Annotated in this window: 20 protein-coding genes and 1 pseudogene; 6 read left to right on the forward strand and 15 right to left on the reverse strand. The window is 45.3% G+C overall.

The genetic code is table 11. The features are described from left to right. The first annotated feature begins 61 nt into the window (after positions 1–61). Positions 62–664, forward strand: coding sequence for a TetR/AcrR family transcriptional regulator (locus LC508_RS05305; protein WP_033143403.1), 603 nt, complete (start codon positions 62–64; stop codon positions 662–664). A gap of 67 nt (positions 665–731) precedes the next feature. On the opposite strand, the gene LC508_RS05310 is transcribed toward LC508_RS05305, so the two are convergent. The 9 genes from LC508_RS05310 to LC508_RS05350 all read right to left on the reverse strand — a co-directional run bounded on the left by LC508_RS05310 (position 732) and on the right by LC508_RS05350 (position 8,843). Continuing rightward, positions 732–1,511, reverse strand: coding sequence for a GNAT family N-acetyltransferase (locus LC508_RS05310; RefSeq protein WP_103732625.1), 780 nt, complete (start codon positions 1,509–1,511; stop codon positions 732–734). Between the two features lie 20 nt (positions 1,512–1,531). Then, positions 1,532–2,236, reverse strand: coding sequence for a 3'-5' exonuclease (locus LC508_RS05315; RefSeq protein WP_033143404.1), 705 nt, complete (start codon positions 2,234–2,236; stop codon positions 1,532–1,534). A 53-nt stretch (positions 2,237–2,289) separates the two neighbouring features. Beyond that, positions 2,290–2,760 carry a hypothetical protein gene (locus LC508_RS05320; RefSeq protein ID WP_054353632.1) on the reverse strand — a complete coding sequence of 157 codons (471 nt, stop codon included), beginning with the start codon at positions 2,758–2,760 and terminating at the stop codon, positions 2,290–2,292. Between the two features lie 42 nt (positions 2,761–2,802). Further along, on the reverse strand, positions 2,803–3,399 hold the full coding sequence (locus LC508_RS05325; RefSeq protein ID WP_054353631.1) for a sce7726 family protein: 597 nt from the start codon (positions 3,397–3,399) through the stop codon (positions 2,803–2,805). 2 nt (positions 3,400–3,401) lie between these two features. Continuing rightward, positions 3,402–4,391 carry a DUF4003 family protein gene (locus tag LC508_RS05330; RefSeq protein ID WP_054353630.1) on the reverse strand — a complete coding sequence of 330 codons (990 nt, stop codon included), beginning with the start codon at positions 4,389–4,391 and terminating at the stop codon, positions 3,402–3,404. Next, complete coding sequence (locus tag LC508_RS05335; RefSeq protein WP_225305326.1) at positions 4,388–5,290, reverse strand: damage-control phosphatase ARMT1 family protein; 903 nt, start codon at positions 5,288–5,290, stop codon at positions 4,388–4,390. The genes LC508_RS05330 and LC508_RS05335 overlap by 4 nt, the downstream gene beginning before the upstream one ends. Positions 5,291–5,669: 379 nt before the next feature. Next, positions 5,670–6,395, reverse strand: coding sequence for an alpha/beta fold hydrolase (locus LC508_RS05340; protein ID WP_103733272.1), 726 nt, complete (start codon positions 6,393–6,395; stop codon positions 5,670–5,672). Positions 6,396–6,437: 42 nt separating this feature from the next. Beyond that, positions 6,438–8,450: a M56 family metallopeptidase gene (locus LC508_RS05345; RefSeq protein WP_118594159.1), complete on the reverse strand. Its 2,013-nt coding sequence runs from the start codon at positions 8,448–8,450 to the stop codon at positions 6,438–6,440. Between the two features lie 3 nt (positions 8,451–8,453). Further along, the gene (locus tag LC508_RS05350; RefSeq protein WP_033140284.1) at positions 8,454–8,843 is read right to left on the reverse strand and encodes a BlaI/MecI/CopY family transcriptional regulator; all 390 of its coding nucleotides are present in this window, start codon (positions 8,841–8,843) and stop codon (positions 8,454–8,456) included. Positions 8,844–9,379: 536 nt separating this feature from the next. On the opposite strand from LC508_RS05350, the gene LC508_RS05355 reads away from it, so the two are divergent. Next, positions 9,380–10,747, forward strand: coding sequence for an MATE family efflux transporter (locus tag LC508_RS05355; RefSeq protein ID WP_103732806.1), 1,368 nt, complete (start codon positions 9,380–9,382; stop codon positions 10,745–10,747). Positions 10,748–10,892: 145 nt separating this feature from the next. On the opposite strand, the gene LC508_RS05360 is transcribed toward LC508_RS05355, so the two are convergent. From LC508_RS05360 to LC508_RS05375, 4 genes and pseudogenes are all read right to left on the reverse strand, one after another. After that, complete coding sequence (locus tag LC508_RS05360) at positions 10,893–11,534, reverse strand: Dph6-related ATP pyrophosphatase (RefSeq protein WP_103732805.1); 642 nt, start codon at positions 11,532–11,534, stop codon at positions 10,893–10,895. A gap of 332 nt (positions 11,535–11,866) precedes the next feature. Beyond that, positions 11,867–12,067, reverse strand: a pseudogene (locus LC508_RS05365) (helix-turn-helix domain-containing protein); the annotation flags it as partial. An 11-nt stretch (positions 12,068–12,078) separates the two neighbouring features. Continuing rightward, on the reverse strand, positions 12,079–12,558 hold the full coding sequence (locus LC508_RS05370; RefSeq protein WP_033140286.1) for a hypothetical protein: 480 nt from the start codon (positions 12,556–12,558) through the stop codon (positions 12,079–12,081). Between the two features lie 259 nt (positions 12,559–12,817). Further along, positions 12,818–13,342: a DUF3877 family protein gene (locus LC508_RS05375; protein WP_033140287.1), complete on the reverse strand. Its 525-nt coding sequence runs from the start codon at positions 13,340–13,342 to the stop codon at positions 12,818–12,820. 331 nt (positions 13,343–13,673) lie between these two features. Between LC508_RS05375 and dapA the strand changes: the two genes are divergently transcribed. From dapA to LC508_RS05390, 3 genes are all read left to right on the forward strand, one after another. Continuing rightward, the gene (dapA, locus tag LC508_RS05380) at positions 13,674–14,636 is read left to right on the forward strand and encodes a 4-hydroxy-tetrahydrodipicolinate synthase (protein ID WP_054353624.1); all 963 of its coding nucleotides are present in this window, start codon (positions 13,674–13,676) and stop codon (positions 14,634–14,636) included. 29 nt (positions 14,637–14,665) lie between these two features. After that, complete coding sequence (locus tag LC508_RS05385; protein ID WP_033140289.1) at positions 14,666–14,944, forward strand: hypothetical protein; 279 nt, start codon at positions 14,666–14,668, stop codon at positions 14,942–14,944. A gap of 334 nt (positions 14,945–15,278) precedes the next feature. Continuing rightward, positions 15,279–16,397, forward strand: coding sequence for a winged helix DNA-binding domain-containing protein (locus LC508_RS05390; protein ID WP_330425255.1), 1,119 nt, complete (start codon positions 15,279–15,281; stop codon positions 16,395–16,397). A gap of 5 nt (positions 16,398–16,402) precedes the next feature. Here the strand turns inward: LC508_RS05390 and LC508_RS05395 are convergent, their stop codons facing one another. Together LC508_RS05395 and LC508_RS05400 are read right to left on the reverse strand one after the other, a co-directional pair. After that, on the reverse strand, positions 16,403–17,083 hold the full coding sequence (locus LC508_RS05395; RefSeq protein ID WP_103732860.1) for a YjjG family noncanonical pyrimidine nucleotidase: 681 nt from the start codon (positions 17,081–17,083) through the stop codon (positions 16,403–16,405). 30 nt (positions 17,084–17,113) lie between these two features. Continuing rightward, positions 17,114–17,992: a carbon-nitrogen hydrolase family protein gene (locus LC508_RS05400; RefSeq protein ID WP_054353623.1), complete on the reverse strand. Its 879-nt coding sequence runs from the start codon at positions 17,990–17,992 to the stop codon at positions 17,114–17,116. 269 nt (positions 17,993–18,261) lie between these two features. On the opposite strand from LC508_RS05400, the gene LC508_RS05405 reads away from it, so the two are divergent. Then, a complete protein-coding gene (locus LC508_RS05405; protein WP_033139523.1) occupies positions 18,262–19,425 on the forward strand; it encodes an IS110 family RNA-guided transposase in 1,164 nt (387 codons plus the stop codon). The last annotated feature ends 142 nt before the right edge of the window (positions 19,426–19,567 follow it).

Genomic DNA, 19,567 nt, shown 5'->3' on the forward strand with positions numbered 1-19,567 from the left:
TGATAAAAGACGTAACTGCCAGGGTAGTGGACAGTTGCCGCATATGAAAGGTGAGAGAGCCATGGGAAAACTGGAGATAAACAAAAAGCAGAAAAAGAATGCACTTTTCCAGACAGCATTTGATCTGTTTACGAAAAAGGGTTTTGCCAAAACAACGATCTCTGATATTGTAAACCAGGCCGGTCTGGCAAAAGGAACATTCTATCTGTATTTTAAAGACAAATATGATTTGAGGGATAAGCTGATCGCCTACAAAGCCGGGCAGTTATTCGCAGATGCCCATAAGGCCCTGGCCACCAGGGAAGTTTCAGGCTTTGAAGATCAGATGATGTGGATGATGGACTATATCATTGAACGGTTTCAGAAGGAACATGCCCTTCTTCAGTTCATTGCAAAGAATCTCTCCTGGGGAATCTTCAAAAATGCCTTTGAAAGAACCGTGCCGGAGGAATCACAGAAATTTTATGAATACTATCTGGAAATGATGAAAAAAAGCGCAGTGACCTGTGAGGAACCTGAGCTTATGCTTTTTACTTTTATCGAACTGGTGGGGTCCACCTGTTACAACTGTATTTTATTTGAACAGCCCGTAACCATGGACAAATACCTGCCGTATCTTCACAAAGCCATCCACCAGATTTTTCTTGCCTATACAACAAGCTGATATGACAAAAGGGCCGGCGGCTGTCTGCATCAATGCAGTACATGCCTCCGGCCCTTCTGCCATGTATCTAAAGTGCACCGTCCCATTCTCCGGCCCCGGATTCCGTACAGTACAGAATCCTATCCTGTCCATTCTCCTCCAAGACCCTGAAATGTACCAGACCGGAATATTGTTCTCTCAGCCTTTTCTCGATCTGAACCATACGGGAATCCCAGATCTCTTCATACGGCACCGGCTCAAAGCCTGCAAGCGCCGGATGATTCGTCAGGGTTTTCAGGATTCCGTACCCTATTTGGCTGTCCACCGCATTTTGGGGAACAGGCCGAAATCCAAAATCCAGATAGAGCCTGGCAGCAACCCAGGTATTTGTCTGTGTGGGTATTTTGATGGAGGGATACCCCAGTTCTTTTAAGCGGTGCAGGGTATGGGAGATCAGGGCCTTTGCAATGCCCTTCCCCTGGTATTCCCTTTTTACCGCAACCCAGTGCAGCCATCCGGCACCGGAAAGGTCACGTGGCTCATAGAAGGCTGTGGCTGTGGCAACCTTTTCTCCGTCAGTGGTCTCCACAAAAAACATTCGGTTCTCCAGTTCTTTTTCCTTTCCGGCATAATATCTCTTCCAGGCAGACTCTCCCTCTTCAGGAAGGATAAATTCTCTGGCGGAGGTCTCTATGGCGATCCAATCCTTTTTATCCCCCTCCCGGTAATACACATAACGGTACCCCTCAGGCAGAGGATAACAGGGAAGCTCAGCAAGACCTCTGCTCTCCAGAATCAGTTCGTAATACTTCAGACGCATATCATGGTTATCGGGTTTTAATGTGATTCGTTCTTCTCTGTTTTCCATACTCACTCCTTGTGCGGGAATCAAATGGCCTGACCGGACAAAATGCTGTCAATCAGCCTGGACGCCTCATTTCTGGTCAGAGTCTCCGGGTCAAACGCCGGCTTTACACCCTTCTGTTTTACCAGACGCATGAGAAAATCCAGCTGCTTTTTCGTGGCAGGCGGGCATTTCTTTGCGGTGCAGACCAGAGGGCACGGCTGAAAGACCTGCGGTTCCTTCTCTTCAAAATAATGTGCCATCGTCTGATACAGTTTGGCAGTAGCCAGCGCGTCATGATAAGCTCTGTGGGCCGCCGCATTATTGATCCGGTAATGCTCACACAGTTCTCCCAGACTTTTGGAGGGCAGATCCCTGTGGACCGTTCTGGCAATCTTCAGCGTGTCAATGCCATCCCTTTCAAAGGTATACCCGAGAGATTCTGCGCTCCGTTTGACAAAACTGTAATCAAAGAGCACATTGTGCCCGATCAGGATATCCTGTCCGCAAAACTGCAGGAAATCAGGAATCACCTGCTCCCGGCCTCTTGCGTCTTCCACCATGTCATTGGTGATGCCGGTAATGCCGGTGATATTGGCCGGAATCGGCAGTCTGGGCTTTATAAATTCCATAAAGCGCTCCTGTACCTTTCCGTCACGCACCTTTAAGGCGCCTATCTCTATGATCTCATTTTCTTCTGGACTTAGACCGGTGGTTTCAATGTCAAAAGCTATGTACGACTTCAACATATCGCTCTGTGTCTTCCTCGCTTTCTCTTATGTTTTTTCTGTTCACAGTGCTGTCAGGCTCTGAATTTCCAGTCATAGAGGCCTTCCGTACGCACCATGGACTGCAGCATCTCCCGCAGAGACTCACTTTCATTGTAGACGGCGATACTCAGGGTTCCGCCGCTGATGCTTATCATGGAATTTTCCCTGGTCAGGAGAATATCAATCTGTCCCCTTCTTTTCAGAATGGTCTTTTTAATGAGCTTTACTATGGTATCGCAGTGTTTATCCTTCAGCCAGCCCTCTCTTGTACGGATGAGCGGAATATGCTCCTGCACATACATTTCAAAAGGATAGTAGCACAACAGCTTCAGCACTATGGCGATCACCTTGTCACAGAAGATCTGAAGCTGTTTGTCCTGCATATAATACTGTTCTGCTTCTTCAAATAAGGTTCCGGCTTCATCGGGAACCCTTCTGGGCAGAAAATCAATTACCCGGTAATCCTCATTGAAAAGCTGACTCATTTTCTCGTATCTTGTCATGTAACCCCTTGCTCCTTTCAGCTTTGTAATTGTATCTCTCCCCTATAAGTTATGCTTTTTCTGTTTTCTGTACTCCGTTATTTTCTCCTCTATGGTGGTATAGTCCCGCTGGAACAATTCCTCGCTGATCTGCAGCGTCAGAATCTCCTGCGGAACCTTAAGCAGTATTTTGTCTATTACAAATGCCTTGCTTTTTTCCCTGTATTTCGGCATTTGGTTCAGCTCCTGTATATGGGCCAGTTCAGGGCGCCATAACAGGCCGAGTTTTCTTTTCATATCCACTTTCGGATTAGGTCCCGGCTCACGCAGAGTATAAAAATCCATAGTACCGCCCAGCTTCTCAGCCGTGAGAATCCCCCACCAGGCAGGCACATGGTCCTTTATATGGCGCGCGTGCGTGGAACCGACCACCACAAGGTTGGTATCATAATAACGGTTATAATCTCTTACCTGTCTCTGCAGCCTGACATACGTGTCCGCGTCACTTTTTATCTCAATGCCGGCAACGGCGTCCGGCAGAACCATCACGATATCCGCACGGGACTTTCCCATCTGTTTCTCTTCTATGATTCTGATCTTTCCGTACCGCTCTTCCAGAAAATCGAACAGCGGCTCCCGGATATCCCTGTCATATAACATGATCAGGAGCCTGAAGAGGACGCCGCCGCGGCTGCACTTGCTGCTGCCGCAGACGCGCAGATAGCAGCCTGCTGGGCAATGACCAGTGCCACCACACCGTTTAATGCCGCAGTCTGCATGGAATGCAGGTCAGGAACATAGTCACAGGATGCCATCATACCGGCATACATAAGCCTCTGCCTGGAGCCTACACCGAAGGCCCCGAAGCCTTTCTGCCCTTTCAGGAAGGCTTCCGCATCTGTGATATCCTGTATCAGTAAATTCCTGTCCACATCCAGAAGGGTCAGAACACCCAGCGTTGCCAGTTCATAGCCTGTACCGTATTTCAGTCCCCGCGCTTTCAGTGCGTCAAAGATTTCCAGGGCTTTTCTGCATTTCTGTTCCGCGGCCCCCTCACCAAGTGCCAGAATATGACTCAGAGACTGCACCGAATTCCCGGAGAAAAAGTAGGGTTTCAATATGGAATAGCACTGCTCCATCTCCCTTTCGATACAGGAGTCATCCAGCTCGGACATGGCAAGAAGAGCGGCAAATGCACTGTCCTCCCCGGAAGTGAGGAAGGGATGGGCAGTTTTCATGCGGTTGTAAATACTGCTTGTTTTGTTTATGATCTCATCATATCCGGAAGGCTCTGCCATCTCCGCAATAGTGGCTGCTGCCACAGTCAGATATTCGGAGCCCCAGAAAAATTCTTTTAACTTCCCGTATAGTTCCAGCATCTGCGCCATCATAAGCCCGGCATCTGCATTAAGAGAAAGCATGGCAATGACAGCCAGCCTGGAAACACCTCTGAAATTGGAGAATACTCCGGTATTGGTCTTTAAAATATCGCGGCACTCCATCAGGCGCTGTGTATCCGCACGGACACCTCTTGCCGTCAGGATTCCGGAACACATGGGATAGACATAGGCGCTCTCCCAGGCAAATGCAGATTTTATAATATCCCTGTTTTCAACAAACAATTCACAGCGTTTTCTCAATTCTTCTCTCATGACCCATCCCTCCCAAGGCTTCTGTCATTGACAAACACACCTTTATACTGCTCCAGACCGAATCTGTTTACGAACCAGGAACATTTGCAGAGAAACATATAGTAAATATTCAGCCCGCTGTTATTCAGAGTCTCAAAATTACCCTGGCCTTTAGAAAGGATCACGTCTGCATGACGAATCAAATCTCGGGCCTCATCCGAAATATCCTTCAGGCTTGTGCCCGCTATTTTCGTGCCGTTGCCCATGACAGGCACAAGATCCGCAAGCCCGGTCATTTCGGCATCCTCTATGGTGGCATCATTGATGACCGGTTCTCCCCGCACGATGACCGTGATATGTATCTGCGGATACTTCTTCATGAGCTGTTCGATCAGAAGCTTGTCAAGAACAATCTCACCACAGTTATCTGTGAGATATACCAGGTTTTCTGCAGTTTTCATCTGCTCTGTGAAGCGGCTGTATTCAACAGGGTCCAGGGTCTCCTCCTCGGCTTTTGCTATCAGTTCCCGCAGTTTTTCATCGCTGACACTTCCCATGGCTCCAAAATCAATGTAATTTCCCACCCTGGCATACAAAATTGCATGGTACACAGGGTCTTCTGCCTGAATGATCCGGCTGCGTATTCTTTCCTCTGCCTCCAGCATCATTTGGTTGTACTCTTTTTTCAACTGTTCAAAACTGTAGGCATGTCCGAAATATTTCTCATGGAGCACATTGATTTTTGCTATGAGAACCGGTGCAGTATCCTCCGGTCCGGCTGCGCCGATGATCTGAAACACCTCCCTCATGTAAGCGGATTTGATCTCCTCTGAAGCTGTGTCCTTAAGATTTTCCATCTGGCGTGTGATCAGACAGCTCATACACTGGGCGCTTAACTTTACATTTGTAGATATTTTCATAGTATCTCCGTTTCTATCTGCAGGATATAAATCCTTGTTGGTTTTTCATTGATATACGGTAACTATTCAGCCAGCTGAATAGTTACGGGTATTCGCCCATTAAAAATCGCTTCGCGATGGGGCGAATACCTGCCGCCACTACTCTTTTGCACGGTCAGCGCAGTAAATGCGCAGACCTGACTGAACAGTTACGACTACGTTCTTATTATACCCTATTGTATGGCGATTTCCAATAGTAAAAAGAATCCGGTTACGACGCACATGGAAAACAGAGACAAAAAAAGCAGGGCATTTTTATGCAAATGCCTCTGCTTTTTAAGAGGGAAACGGCCGCAGGCGGCTGCGCTTTGGCGGAGAGTCAGGCAGGCCGGACTCTTTGTCATGGTGCATCCGATGCTTCAAAAAATTCCAGAATATAAGAAGCAGTTGTATCCCACTGTTCCTCCCTTGAAATCTCTGCCGTGTTATCTTTTTTCTGCTCCCCGTAATTACCGAAACCTGCGTGGTTAGCTCCCTGAATTATGATCTCACTGCAGATTTCCGCGTCTTTGATGGAGTCCTTGTACTTCTCCCGGTTCAGAACTCCGTCCATGCTGCCGTAGATGGACAGGACCGGCAGGGCGGACAGGGTATCTGTGGGATAAGCAGCCAGCAGAACCAGCCCTTTTAAAGAATCCTCATGCTTCTGTGCATAGGAGGAAGCCATGGCACCGCCCAGAGAATGTCCGCCAATATACCAGCGTTCCATATCCGGAAAATCCCGGATCACCCTGTCTGCTGCGCCGGAATCAAAAACTGCCAGATGAAAAGGCATCTTTACCAGAACACAGCAGACGTCTTTCTGCGCAATTTTGTCAAGCAGCGGCGCATAGCTTTCGGCCTCCACCAGTCCGCCGGGATAAAAGATAAAACCTGTGCTGCTGTTTTTATCTCCGTATACAATGTAATCTTCTGAATCGGCAGATACTGCCTCTGCCTGATACGCCTTCGCATGGTAATAATCAGAAACATAGACAAAAAAGCATAGGACCATGAGCAGCACTGCAGTCAACAGACTGAGAAGTATTTTTTTCCATAACGGCCGGGGCCTTTTTTTATGCTGCATTTTCACTCTCCGATTTTAATAATTTTTGTTGATATGCCGGACTCAGAACGTCCAGAAGGTATTGCCCAATGCAGTGGCGTCATCAAATCCAGACAGAACGATAAGTCCGTTTTGAGAACAGTCAAAGGTCAGCGTGTACTGCTGCCCGCGGAATACTGCAGTTGCGGAATCTGTCTCCTCAAAGACTGCTATATTGTCCATGAAGATCTGCTGATTCCCTTCCCCTTCTGTATATCTGTAAATGGAAAAATAAAAACTGTAGTCATTGATTCCAGTGATTTTTATGGTGGAATATTCTCCGTCGTTGGAATTTCTGTAATCTCCGTCAGCAGGCATGTATTGGGTCGTGACAGGCGCGAAGTCGCCCTGCGGCCAGTTCAGCCAGAACCACGAGCTTATGGTATCCCCTGCTATATCAAAACCTATGATTATATTTTCCGAATCAGATATGTACTCTTTGTGGTCCGGATTACTATCACCCATATTTCGGTAACCGCTCTGCAGAAGTCCGGCTTCCGCTTCCTTGTAGGGCTGCCCGCAGTAAAATCCCTCCATACTGACACTGCTGTTATTATCGCATTCGATCGTAATGGGGGTGCGGCCTCCGATTCCTTCTGTATCAGAATGCCACTCAACCTGAATGCCGTCTCCTTCATACCGCTGACCTGATTCACCAAACAGCATAGCCTGTGTTTGATGAAGTCCCAGATTCTGTGCCATGGAAGGCAGAGAATCCCGATTCATAAATCCGCTCAGTTCCGTGCGTTCCTCCTTTGTGGAAGCCGGATCTGCCGCCGGTGTTTCAGTGGGCCCTTCTTCCTGTTCGGGTTCGACAGGCGTATCTGCCTTTTCCTTTGTATCTGTGACGGGATTGACCGTACTAGTTCCCTTGACCACCTTCTCTTTTTTGTCTTTTTCCTCATTGCCGGCGGGTGTATCTTCATCCCTGTCAACGCCGCTGTCAGTGGTGGCTTCCGTATCCGCATCTTTCTTTTTTTCACCGGAGTCTTTTAAGGAACAGCCGGTAAATACATTCGATGTAACTAAAATGATGGTAAAGCAGATAACAGGAAGGATTCCCCGTTTCATTTTTCCTGCCTTCATAATATTTACCATCCTTTTTTTGAATGTGAGAAGGCCGTCATTCAGACTGGTGGACAGCTCATAGGAAGGTCTGCCCAGTGCTGCTGTCTTCAGAAGCAATTGGTTATACCGAAGCTTATCCTCACGGTTCCTGCCTTTCATGACTTTCTCATCACATATAAACTCTATATCACGCTCCGCCTCTTTTTTCATAAAGTAAACTGCCGGATTGAACCAATAAACCGTTGTTATGCATATCATGAGCAGTTTATACCACAGATCCCGGCTGCGGTAGTGGCATAGCTCATGCCGGAAGATCATTTCACATTCCTCTTTTGAATACTCCCGTACAGGGAGATAGAGAAAGGTATTCCTGATCCCTGCCAAAAGCGGCCCGGAAAGCCTGCTGTTTGCCACAAGCTTCGGTGCTTTTTTCAGATGCATTTCTTTACACAGTTTATCATATTCAGCGATCCTCTCACGGTTCGTAAAAGGAATCCTCCAGCGGCGCAGGTACTGTCTTCCTGCTCTCAAAACAAACACTTTATATACCGCTGCTGTGCAAATACCCGCTCCCCAGATAATTGCCATGATCCATGCCACGGTATCCATAGTTATATTCTCCTGTCCCGTGCTGCCCTGCAGGTCTGCATTTTTGTCCGTATCCTTCTGCAGATCACTGCTGCTTTTCGCGGTGTCTGCAGGAGACTGCAGATTCTCCGCGCCGGACGTATTCGTACTCCTGCTTGCTTCTGCCCGGACAATTTGTTTTGGTACTTCTATATTCAGTCCTGCGGCAGGAGATGGAAACCTGACCGGAATGAGAAGAAATACGGAAACAAACAGCCAGATAAGATATTTCCACCTGGAGGAATATTTCCTATCCAGCAGTCTTGATACTGCCAGCACAATAAAAATGATGAAAGCTGACAAAACATTCACTTTAATTATGTGCAGCATAAACTCTGCCATAGACTATTCCCCCTTCCGCTCCAGTTCCTTCAGGAACTCCTCCAGTTCCTGTATATCTTCCTCGTGAATCTGTTTTCCCTGATAAAGAGACGCCACAAAGTTCTTCAGCGAATTTCCATACAATTTTTCCAGCACGCTTTTCCCTTCCTGCTGCTGGTATTCGCTCTGCGTCACAACCGCGCTGTAGAGATTTGTCTTCCCTTCCCTTTTTACAGAGACAAACTTCTTACTTTCAAGCCGGGTGAGCATGGACAGGATCGTGGTGGGTGCCAGTTCTTTTTTCTGGTTTACAAAAGCCTCCACCTCCAGCCGGGTCATATCCGGATGACCGTTCCACAAAGCAAGCATCACATCCAGCTCCGAATCAGGCAGTTTCTGAATACGCTTTTTCATCTTATCACCTCCTGTACTGTCTGCAGATACCGAATCATTATATTCCGGTCAGGTTACAGAGTTTTTCTACAATTGTAGTACCTGATTTTATTTTACATTAGTAGTAGATAAATGTCAATCATCTTTTGGAGGATTCATATCCCGTGCGACAGAATATTGACAGTATAACCCTGACTGTTTATAATGAGGTAAAAGGATGAACAGAAAGGGTGGGCACAATGAAGTTATATGGGAAATTCTGTATTGACAACAGCTCCGAACAATTGTATATAACAAAACATTGTGCGGAGCCTGATAGAGTATTTATGATATTATAAAAGGCAGATTCCAAAACAGATTCATGATTTGGGATTTGTTTTTGTATGCGATTTGGGCAGGAGGCAATGTTTTGTCTGCTGCCTTTTGTATTTGAACTGTTATTGTTATACAAGCAGAGGGAGCACATTACCGTGGCTGCCCTCTGTTTTTTTATTATGCATGTTCCGGTGCCGGGAAAAGGCATGCCGGACTTATCTATGAAAGGAAGAAATGATTTGATGAGAAAAGAACAAGATCTGACAACGGGAAATGTCTCAAAAAAACTGATAAAGTTTGCTGTCCCCCTGCTGCTTGCCAATTTACTGCAGTCCTTTTACAGTATTGTGGATATGCTTGTTGTGGGAAGGTTTGTGGGGGAAACAGGACTTGCCGCGATCAGCAATGCGTCTATGATAAGTTTTATCATTAATTCCATATGTATCGGCGTTACAATGGGAGGTACTGTGCTGGTTGCCCAATACAAAGGGGCCGATGATGAAGAGGGACAGAGTGAAACTGTCGGGACATTATTTTCCCTCTCCTTCTTTGCCTCATTACTAGTCACAGTGTCAGGGCTGCTTGTTTACCGGCCGCTTTTTCAGATACTGCGTGTTCCTGCCGGGTCCATGCAGAACGCCTGCGATTATATGAGAATTATCTGCTGCGGCACAGTGTTCGTGTTTGGCTATAATGCTGTCTGCTCTGTTATGAAAGGATTGGGAGATTCCAAAAGTTCACTTTACTTTATCGCAGCCGCGGCAGTCGTTAATATCCTGCTGGACCTTCTTTTAGTGGGACCTTTCGGTATGGGGACTGCAGGCGCAGCTTATGCCACCGTTTTCTCACAGGGTATCTCCCTTGCAATATCCATATGCTGTCTGAGAAGGAAAACTTTTATCTTTCCGTTCAGGCTGAAAAATTTTGCTGTTCAGCCTGAAAAAATGGCTGCTGTCTTAAAAGTCGGACTGCCCACAGCGGTTCAAATGGCAGTTGTGAATATCTCTTATCTTATGATCACAGGCATGTTGAATCAATTCGGAGTGTCTGTTGCTGCAGCATCCGGGGTGGGACTGAAAGTCAATACCTTTGCAGGAATGCCCTGCTGGGCAGTCGGCCAGGCTGTAACCGCCATGGCCGGACAGAACATGGGCGCAGGCAGAACAGACCGGGTCAAAAAGACAACGGAAACCGGGCTGCGCTTAAACCTTTTGATCACGCTAATGGCAGTGGTTCTTGTACAACTATTTGCAGGGCAGATCATCATGCTGTTTGAACCCCAAAATAAAGAGGTGATTGCAGACGGCATCCTTTATTTGAGGATCTGCTGCGGCATAAACAGTCTGGTTTACGCTGCATTGTATACCTTCGATTCCTTTGCTATCGGCATAGGCGCCGCAAACATTGCCATGGTAAATGCACTTTTGGATGCGGCTGTTGTCCGGCTGCCCGTAAGCTGGCTGTTGGCATTTACGGCAGGTATGGGATTCCCCGGTGTATATGTGGGACAGGCCCTGTCCCCTCTCCTGCCCTTCCTCGTCGGCTGGCTTTATTTTAAAAACAAGGGCTGGGAAAGCAAACGGCTGATACAGCCCGCGGATCATACATAAACGAAAAATCATGAATCAACCAAACAAGCCGGTGTGAATTTCCGGCTTAAAAAGGGAGCGCTGCAGATGAAAGAATAGGTGCTGTCAGTGAATGCTGACAGCACCCTTTTTTAATTCTTCAGATTACATTTTTAAATTTGCCAATTCATCTGAGATCAATCACTGACCGCTCACCGAAATCAAGAATACTGCCTGTCTGTATTTCCAGCTTATGCCTGAAAATCGGCCCGTCCACTGCGATGGTATGGTATTCTCCGTTTTCTCCGCAGATATCAATACCCCTTGCCGCCATTATCTCCAATGTTTCCGAATCTAACTGTTTTCCCAGGAGTTCTTTTGGCAGAAGCTGATTGTCTATGGATTTGATAATACAGCAATAGCCTTCTGAAATAATCTCCTGCACTATCTTCTCACGTCCCTGCTGCCACAGCGGGAATGCAGCTTTCAGGCCTGCCGCGCGGCACCGCTCTTCGCACCACCTGCGGTTATTTTCAATATCAATATCGCCGAAACCGGCCATCTCTGCCCCAAGTTCCATGGCTCTTTTCAGGCCTTTTTCAAATTCCAGATGATACTCGTCACCTCCGGAGGGACAGAGAAGCAAGGGAATCTCCAGTGCCTTTGAAAACTTTTCCAGCAGCCTGTGATCCGCACCGTGAAACCAGGAACGGTCCATATCTTTATTGACCATAACCAGCAGGCCCACCGGCTCATGTCCGGCTTTTATCAGTTTGTGAAGTGCAAGGGTACTGTCCTTGCCGCAGCTGTAAGACATAACAAATTTCATCTCTATACCTCTCTTTTTTTTGATCGGCTCTTTCTTTTTTGCGCCGTTTTCTATATAATGATCTTGTACCCGGTGTATTTACCTTATGTTATACAGGAGTATTCTTATGGAAAAACAAACAAAAGACGATGAACATACATATACGATAGTGAGCCACGCAACATGTCCGAAGGACAGCAGTAAGGCTGCACATACTGTAACATATAAAAAGGCTACCTGCACACGTGTTGATGACATTATTTTGAATTTTTGCTGCAGTCGGGATGTGCAGTGTCAGGAATGTCAGCGGGATTATCTGTAATATTTTTTGCCCGGTACTCCGCCCCGGAAGTTCTGCGGTATTCTATAATATCTCCCGGCTGACAGTCCAGTACATCACAGATTGCTTCCAGCGTGGAAAAACGGATTGCCTTCACTTTTCCTGTCTTCAGGTTGGATAAATTGACATTTGATATCCCTACTTTTTCCGATAATTCATTCAGGGACATTTTGCGGTCAGCCATGACCCGGTCTAATCTTAATATAATCGCCATATGCTATGCTCCTAAAGGATTTTATCCATTTCTTTCTGCATTTCCAATCCTTCTTTTATCAGGCTGCTGAAAACCAGAAACAAGATGCCCAGAGTCAGCATTCTTCCATCTGCCAGTATAAAACTTCCGTACTGCATGATTGAAAAACCACTTGAATGATAAGTGGAAAAATGTGTGATGATAAACGCTCCGCATATAATCATCCATCCCATGATCAAAATGTTTTTTTGCAGGGATTGAATAAAAAATTGTTTTCTGGCGTAGATTCGGATCAGTGAAATGAAGATCATGCAGTCAAACAAATATGAAATAAGACTGTAGGCTGTAATTGTAATATTCTCTTCTTCCTGCAGCATTACCATTACACTGTAAAACCCGCAGACAGCAATCATACCTGTCAGGAAAATCGCAAGTATCAAAAGAAATTTTAATTTTTTTGAAAACTTCTTTTCCGTCACATTGACATCTGTTGTAAAATCGCTTTCACCCATATCTGCACCCTCCCATTTTCAAACTTTTCCCTCTTCTATTTCTAATTCCGTTATATCACACAGGATAGCTTCCGTCAATGTATTTTAATGTTTATCATTAAATAATATTCAATATTCATTATAAAGTTAATAAAAAAGCACCTCTGCATTCATAGTATATCAGCAGAGGTATTTTGTCTTTGTTTGAAATGCTTCCGCAAATCGGTGCATTTCCTGCGCCGGAAAATCCCATCGCCAAAGACGATTCTGCATGGACAGATCAATGACTATCCTTTAACGCATCATAGGCCTGCCTTGTAAACCGATGATACTGCAGACCGAACGCATCCTGCTCCAGATAATACACGTAAGGATCTATTTCCGGATTTTGAAAAGAGATTCCCCATTCCTGTTCGTCAACCTTTTCTATAATAATATCCTGAGAGAAGGATTGGAATATCTTTATCATATCCTCCACAGTATTACCGGGTTTAAATATTTCCGCCAAAAAGGCTTTTAAAAATGGGCTGTCCTCCAGATTTTCATGGACATATTTTACCCCTGCGGATGGGACATGAATACAATACCGGCCTTTTTCCTCTGTCTCTTTTATGGTCAGTTTTCCAAGCTCCGGTTCTGCGGTCCTGCAAAATGCAGCAAGCGCCTCGGACAGATTTTCTTTTTCGGCAGGAAGCAGTTCCAGTAAGGATGCCTGCGGATAATACAGGTTCATATCTTCCTCCCGATAGCCGATCTTTATCTCACATTCTTTGATATTATCACAGATGTTTTTCTTTAAATCCATAATATTATGCTCCTGTTCTTTGATTTTCAGCGCGCTGCCGGAAGAAACGAAGGCCTTTTCCGGTTTCTGCGCAAACCTTCCGGGATTCTACAGACTGTCCACCACTTCCGCCGGATGTTATTGCAGACAATTCGTCTGTTCCCAACGGTTTTATACCGCTCACAGGCTTATTATATATGATATTGAAATGTATGACAATCGATATATTACCACAGCCGATTCTTACATTTATTGAAACTTAATGCCTCTGCCCGGAACTTCACTCCCATTTAATAACCAAACTGCTATAATTTCCATAATCTAAATTACAAAGGTTTGGGAGGATTCAAATTTGAAAAAGATAGTATTTAAAGGTGTGGGAACTGCTGTTGTCACTCCGATGAAGGAGGATTATTCGATTAACTATTCTGTCTTTGACGAGCTGCTGGATATGCAGATCGCAGGCAGCGCAGATGCGATCGTAGTTGCAGGTACAACAGGAGAAGGCTCCACCCTGACAGATGATGAGCATATAGAACTGGTACGCCGCGCAGTCAAACATGTCCGTGGGCGCGTTCCGGTCATAGCCGGGGCAGGAAGCAACAATACCGCACATGCCGTATACCTTTCAAAAGAATGCGAAAAAGCCGGGGCCGACGCGCTTCTCCATGTAACACCGTATTATAATAAGGCATCACAGCAGGGCTTGTTTCTGCATTTCAACGAATGTGCCAGGTCTACCCGTCTGCCGGTCATATTATATAATGTACCGTCTCGCACCGGGGTGAACATTTACCCGGCCACCTATAAACGGCTCAGCGAAACAGAAAATATAGTGGCTGTAAAAGAGGCAAGCGGCAACTTTTCCCAGATGGCCAAAATAGCCAGTCTGTGCAAAGAGGATTTGGCCATTTATTCCGGCAATGACGATCAGATCACATCTTCTCTGGCTCTTGGAGGAAAGGGTGTGATATCTGTTCTGTCCAATCTTGTTCCAAATGAGACCCATGCTATCTGCACTTCCTATTTCCGTGGAAACAGCGAAGAAAGCGATAATCTGCAGTTAAAATACCTGGAGCTCATTGAAGCGCTGTTTTTAGATGTAAATCCGATACCCGTAAAACAGGCGATGCGCGCCATGGGTTATGATGTAGGCCCCTGCAGGCTGCCGCTTTGTGATATGGACCGCACCATGGCAGAAAAACTGTACGCTGTACTGGAAAAATATGACCTGACGGAATCATCAAAACGCCAGGGTTCTGTCACGGTTCACATGCCGGGCAACACCGGTACGGTTCTAAAACATAATGTATGATTTTTTAAAATACCGAAAGGAGATTCCATATGAAGGACGCATATATTATTTTCAGAAGCCAGCATCCACAAACAAAGGAAGAAATCACAGATCTGATCAAAGAATTCTGTCAGAAACATGATTTAAAATATTGGGGGACGATTCTTACAGAGACTATGACAGTAAACATTGAGGGAGAGAGTTATACTGTGGATGTAAGGGAAGAGAAAGAAGATTCGGGAGATGTCTACTGGATCATTTATTGCCTGCGGAAAAAACATCTGTACCTGTTCCGGAATATTCTGGAGTCGAATCAGACAGTGGTTTAAAACGCCGGCTTGGTATTCTCTCTTGCGATTCACCTATTTTCAAAGATTCAAAAATTTATAGCCGTTCAGAAATGGACGGCTTTTTAGCTTCCGGACACAAAGTTATCTCTGACGGTGTTGCAGTCTATAAAGAAAAAGAGGTATAATATCCCTATCAGCTCCCCAGTATACTGCTTACACAAACTGGGCAGATTTATCGAAACTATACTGTCTGTATTTTCATAATTACACATAAATCGAAGGGAACTACTACATGGCCGAAATAAGCATTGAGCAAATAAGAAATTTCAGACTGGGTGCTCACCATCTGGATAAGGAGTATAAAAAAACGGATATGGAAAAGCTGACGGGTGCGTGCGGAATGCAGAATACACCTCCGGGCGCCTGGGAAACTGCTCTTTTTAACCGGATTCCTGACTGCAGTTTGACAGAAATGGAATATTTGCTGTATAAAGAGAAAACGCTTCTGCAGACCTGGAGCCTGCGGGGTATCCCTGTTGTATTTCCTGCTCTGGAAAGTGATGTATTTTTATCTGCGCTTATACCGCAGGAGGATGAGCCATGGATCTATACTGCCGGAATTACTCTGGCACTTGATTTTCTGCAGATGGGTTTCCATGAATTATTTGAAATATTACAGCAGGTAATTCCACAGCTTGATCACTGTACCGTAATCAGCAAAACTTCCTTGGATCAGAACCTGGCAGAATGGATGCTGCCGCTGCTCCCGGAGAAAAAGCGCGCGCTATGGACACAGCCCTCCATGTATGGAAGTCCTGATAAACAGACCGTCGGCGGTGCCGTAGTGTCTTTTCTTCTGCGGCCCTGCGCCTTAAAAGGTCTGGTCGTTTTCGGTGGACGGCAGGGAACCAGCCCGGTTTTTACCTCTTACAAAAACTGGACCGGCTATTCGTTTACGCCAAACAAGGATGCCTGTAAAAAGTTAATGCGGAAATACCTGCACTGTTACGGCCCGGCAACACCGAATCATTTTGCAGCCTGGCTCGGATGTTCCGGTAAACAGGCACGGCGTATGTGGAAAACGGTTTCGGAAGAGACAGAACCTGTCATGGTTTTTGGCAAAAAGGCCTATATCCTGTCCTCCGACAAGGAACGTCTTCTGTCTCCGGATTCACTGCAAAGAGAACTGCTGCTGCTCGGCGGACATGACCCCTTTCTCGACCAGAGAGACCGGGCGGTTCTGCAGCCCGACAAAACACTGCAGAAACAAATATGGAGATTTGTAAGCAACCCCGGTGCTGTCCTGTACCGCGGTGAGATCATTGGCATCTGGACAGGGAAAAAGAAAAATAAAGGGATGGAAATTAAGATCACCTTATGGAATACCGTTCCCGAAAAACAGAAGCTTCAAAATCTGGCAGAGGAATACACTGCCTTCCGGAATACGAACTTATCCGGCTTTGATATTATCCTTACTCCCGGCTCCATGTAAGATTCTCACAGAAATTCAACCTCATTCAGATCATGTATCAGGTAATCAATCTTTACATTTGTATTATTTTCCTTGTCCTCCGGATTATACCAGCAGCAGCGGATACCTGCATTATTTCCGCCCTGCATATCGCTGGTCAGGGAATCCCCTACAATGAGAACGTCATCTTTCTCATAAACACCTGTCTGTTTCCAAATGTGATCAAAAAACCGGATGTCCGGTTTTTCATATCCTATCTGGTCGGAAATAAAAATACCGTCAAACAGAACGTCAAGTCCTGAATTTTCAAGCTTGCGTTTCTGTGCCACATAAGTGCCATTTGTGACTGCGTACTGCTTTGCTTTTCCTTTCAGCCTTTCCAGAAGAGACTTGCTGTCATCATTAAAAAATATTTTATCGCCCAAACGCACCTGGTATTCATCGTTGAACTCTTTGATCTTGTCACAGCGGATATGTTCCTTTTGGAAAAATTCCGAAAATCTCTCCAGAAGTACCTGTTCTTTTGTGATCTCCCCGGCCTCCAGGCGTTTCCAATAACGTTTGTTTATTTCCGCATATCTGGAGATCATGGCATCCGTACATTCCTTCAGGTCAAATTTTGCAAAACACTGCCGCAGGGCATATTTCTCTGCTTTGTCAAAATTGAGCAGTGTTCCATCCACATCCCATAATATTACTTTAAACATATTGATTACTCCATTCCTATAACTTTTTCTCTATTTTCGATAACATTCTCTGATAAACGGTTCCTCAATTCCTTCTGAGACGAGCAGACCGTATTTACCGGGATGGCGAAATGCGTTTCCGTGGACTTCCGTTCTTCGATAGACTCTGATTTCATCTAAGGGAAAATCAGCTATATAGATTCCTTCCCGTTCGCCTGCCTCTATGATCAAAGTGTCCCTGGAACCCGGCTCACCTTCCCTGTATGCAATCCCGTCAAAGGCAGTTGAATGTCCATTGCAGTCAGGCTTTCCAAAGGGATAATTGACAGTAGCAATACCTGTCATATTTTCATACGCCCTTGCGCGAAGCTGGGAAATACGATTGATTTCCATGGGACAGGCATTTGGGACCAGAATGATCTCAGCACCTTTCAGCATGAGGATTCTTGCGCTTTCCGGAAATTCCCTGTCATAACAGATCATGGCGCCAATCTTTACCATTCCCTGTTCTGTATCCAGCTCTGCAGTATAAAAATCATCTCCCGCCGTCAGTCTGCACTCATCACCAAAGTCACAGGTATGAACCTTGGCATAGGTCAGAACTCTGCTGCCAAAACGGTCAAAAAGGCAGAGTGTGTTGCGCGGCAGCGGTTCAAACGCTTCAAGGAACGTGATACCGATTGCCATACCCAATTTTTTGGCAAGCTCGCCGAAAGAACAGACAAAATCACTGTCAGAGGATACCGCATCTGTTTTTAATTCCTCTATATTTTCCGAAATTTTATATCCACTGCTCCACATTTCCGGAAACAGGGCAATATCAGCACCCATTTTCTTTGCTTTTTTACAGGCATCTGCTCCCTTGGCTAAATTTTCTTCTAAAGAATTCCCCGGCATTAGCTGGAGTAATGCAATTTTAAGATTTTTCATATCCTTCTTGTATGATGTTTATAGAAGCTAAAACATCACATTTTCCTTTCTTTTAGTGATGTGACATAATACATTCAGATGCTGTGGACTTTTGATTTTCTTCTGTAGTCCAACTACTTAAAGGAGTGTATTGCCACGGTTTTATCTGAATCATTTATAAGCTGGATATTGCCACGAGGGAATTCCTTCCCGAGCACTTATTTCAATCAAGTCTATGAGGGTAAACACCTGTGGAATTGTCACAGTATCACACTCAGAAAGGAGATCTTATGATTTACGTAGGCATTGATATTGCCAAACTCAACCATTTCGCCTCTGCCATTTCTTCAGATGGTGAAATTATGCTTCAACCGTTCAAATTTACAAATGACTATGATGGCTTCCATCTGCTGCTTCACAAGCTCGATTCTTTCGATCCTGACAGCCTCATCATAGGTCTTGAATCAACGGCTCACTATGGCAACAACCTTCTTGAATTCCTTGTCAAACATAACTACAAGGTCTGTGTCATAAACCCTATCCAGACCTCTGCAATGCGAAAGAACAACATTCGCAAAACAAAAACGGATAAGGTAGATACTTACATAATTGCTAAAACTTTAATGATGGATCCTCACCGTTTCTTTTCGCAGCATGATCTTTCAATCATGCACTTAAAGGAATTGGGGCGTTTCCGCATGAAACTAATCAAGAAACGTACCCAGGGCAAGATTCAACTAATGTCGTATGTTGATCAGGCTTTCCCTGAACTGCAGTATTTCTTCAAATCTGGCATCCACCAGAAATCTGTGTATGCAGTTCTTAAAGAAGCACCTACGACCAAAGACATTGCTTCTATGCACCTGACCCATCTGTCACACTTGCTTGAGGTTTCCTCCCACGGTCATTTCAAGAAAGACACAGCGACTGAATTAAGGATTCTGGCACAGAAGTCTGTCGGTTGCAACGACAGTTCTATATCTACTCAGATTACTCAGACCATTGAACTGATCGAGTTACTGGATAGCCAGGTTCATGACGTTGAATCTGAAATGGAATTGATTGTCAATTCTTTGGCTTCCATCATTATGACCATTCCGGGCATTGGTTTTATCAATGGCGGAATGATACTGGGCGAGATTGGCGATATTATGCGCTTCTCCAGCCCATCAAAAGTGCTTGCATTTGCTGGTCTTGATCCGACTGTCTATCAGTCTGGAAACTTTAACGCCAGCCATACCAAGATGTCCAAACGTGGGTCTTGTCCCCTTCGCTACGCTTTGATAAATGCAGCACATAACGTTGTCAAAAACAACAAAACCTTTAAAGATTACTATGATCAGAAAATCTCAGAGGGAAAGTCCCATTACAATGCCTTAGGTCATTGTGCCGGGAAGTTGGTTCGCATCATTTATAAAATGCTCACTGACAACGTTTCGTTTAATTTGGATTAATATCTGACCGTTCATATATATTTTTAAAAAGCACCCTATGGGAGCTCTATTAAAGTTAGCCATTTTTCCGGTCAGAAAATAAATATAATCTTTTGCTAATTTAGGGTTGACTTTTCATAGCTGGTCTCCGTTTTATAATGAA

It is taken from the genome of Blautia parvula (assembly GCF_020215665.1).
GTDB classification, from domain to species: domain Bacteria; phylum Bacillota; class Clostridia; order Lachnospirales; family Lachnospiraceae; genus Blautia; species Blautia celeris.

What these genes read in the sequence shown, in the direction of transcription:
- LC508_RS05305 (WP_033143403.1), top strand. Translation starts at nt 62, where the DNA reads ATGGGAAAACTGGAGATAAACAAAAAGCAGAAAAAGAATGCACTTTTC.
- LC508_RS05310 (WP_103732625.1), bottom strand. Translation starts at nt 1,511, where the DNA reads ATGGAAAACAGAGAAGAACGAATCACATTAAAACCCGATAACCATGAT.
- LC508_RS05315 (WP_033143404.1), bottom strand. Translation starts at nt 2,236, where the DNA reads ATGTTGAAGTCGTACATAGCTTTTGACATTGAAACCACCGGTCTAAGT.
- LC508_RS05320 (WP_054353632.1), bottom strand. Translation starts at nt 2,760, where the DNA reads ATGACAAGATACGAGAAAATGAGTCAGCTTTTCAATGAGGATTACCGG.
- LC508_RS05325 (WP_054353631.1), bottom strand. Translation starts at nt 3,399, where the DNA reads ATGTTATATGACAGGGATATCCGGGAGCCGCTGTTCGATTTTCTGGAA.
- LC508_RS05330 (WP_054353630.1), bottom strand. Translation starts at nt 4,391, where the DNA reads ATGAGAGAAGAATTGAGAAAACGCTGTGAATTGTTTGTTGAAAACAGG.
- LC508_RS05335 (WP_225305326.1), bottom strand. Translation starts at nt 5,290, where the DNA reads ATGAAAATATCTACAAATGTAAAGTTAAGCGCCCAGTGTATGAGCTGT.
- LC508_RS05340 (WP_103733272.1), bottom strand. Translation starts at nt 6,395, where the DNA reads ATGCAGCATAAAAAAAGGCCCCGGCCGTTATGGAAAAAAATACTTCTC.
- LC508_RS05345 (WP_118594159.1), bottom strand. Translation starts at nt 8,450, where the DNA reads ATGGCAGAGTTTATGCTGCACATAATTAAAGTGAATGTTTTGTCAGCT.
- LC508_RS05350 (WP_033140284.1), bottom strand. Translation starts at nt 8,843, where the DNA reads ATGAAAAAGCGTATTCAGAAACTGCCTGATTCGGAGCTGGATGTGATG.
- LC508_RS05355 (WP_103732806.1), top strand. Translation starts at nt 9,380, where the DNA reads ATGAGAAAAGAACAAGATCTGACAACGGGAAATGTCTCAAAAAAACTG.
- LC508_RS05360 (WP_103732805.1), bottom strand. Translation starts at nt 11,534, where the DNA reads ATGAAATTTGTTATGTCTTACAGCTGCGGCAAGGACAGTACCCTTGCA.
- LC508_RS05370 (WP_033140286.1), bottom strand. Translation starts at nt 12,558, where the DNA reads ATGGGTGAAAGCGATTTTACAACAGATGTCAATGTGACGGAAAAGAAG.
- LC508_RS05375 (WP_033140287.1), bottom strand. Translation starts at nt 13,342, where the DNA reads ATGGATTTAAAGAAAAACATCTGTGATAATATCAAAGAATGTGAGATA.
- LC508_RS05385 (WP_033140289.1), top strand. Translation starts at nt 14,666, where the DNA reads ATGAAGGACGCATATATTATTTTCAGAAGCCAGCATCCACAAACAAAG.
- LC508_RS05390 (WP_330425255.1), top strand. Translation starts at nt 15,279, where the DNA reads ATGGAAAAGCTGACGGGTGCGTGCGGAATGCAGAATACACCTCCGGGC.
- LC508_RS05395 (WP_103732860.1), bottom strand. Translation starts at nt 17,083, where the DNA reads ATGTTTAAAGTAATATTATGGGATGTGGATGGAACACTGCTCAATTTT.
- LC508_RS05400 (WP_054353623.1), bottom strand. Translation starts at nt 17,992, where the DNA reads ATGAAAAATCTTAAAATTGCATTACTCCAGCTAATGCCGGGGAATTCT.
- LC508_RS05405 (WP_033139523.1), top strand. Translation starts at nt 18,262, where the DNA reads ATGATTTACGTAGGCATTGATATTGCCAAACTCAACCATTTCGCCTCT.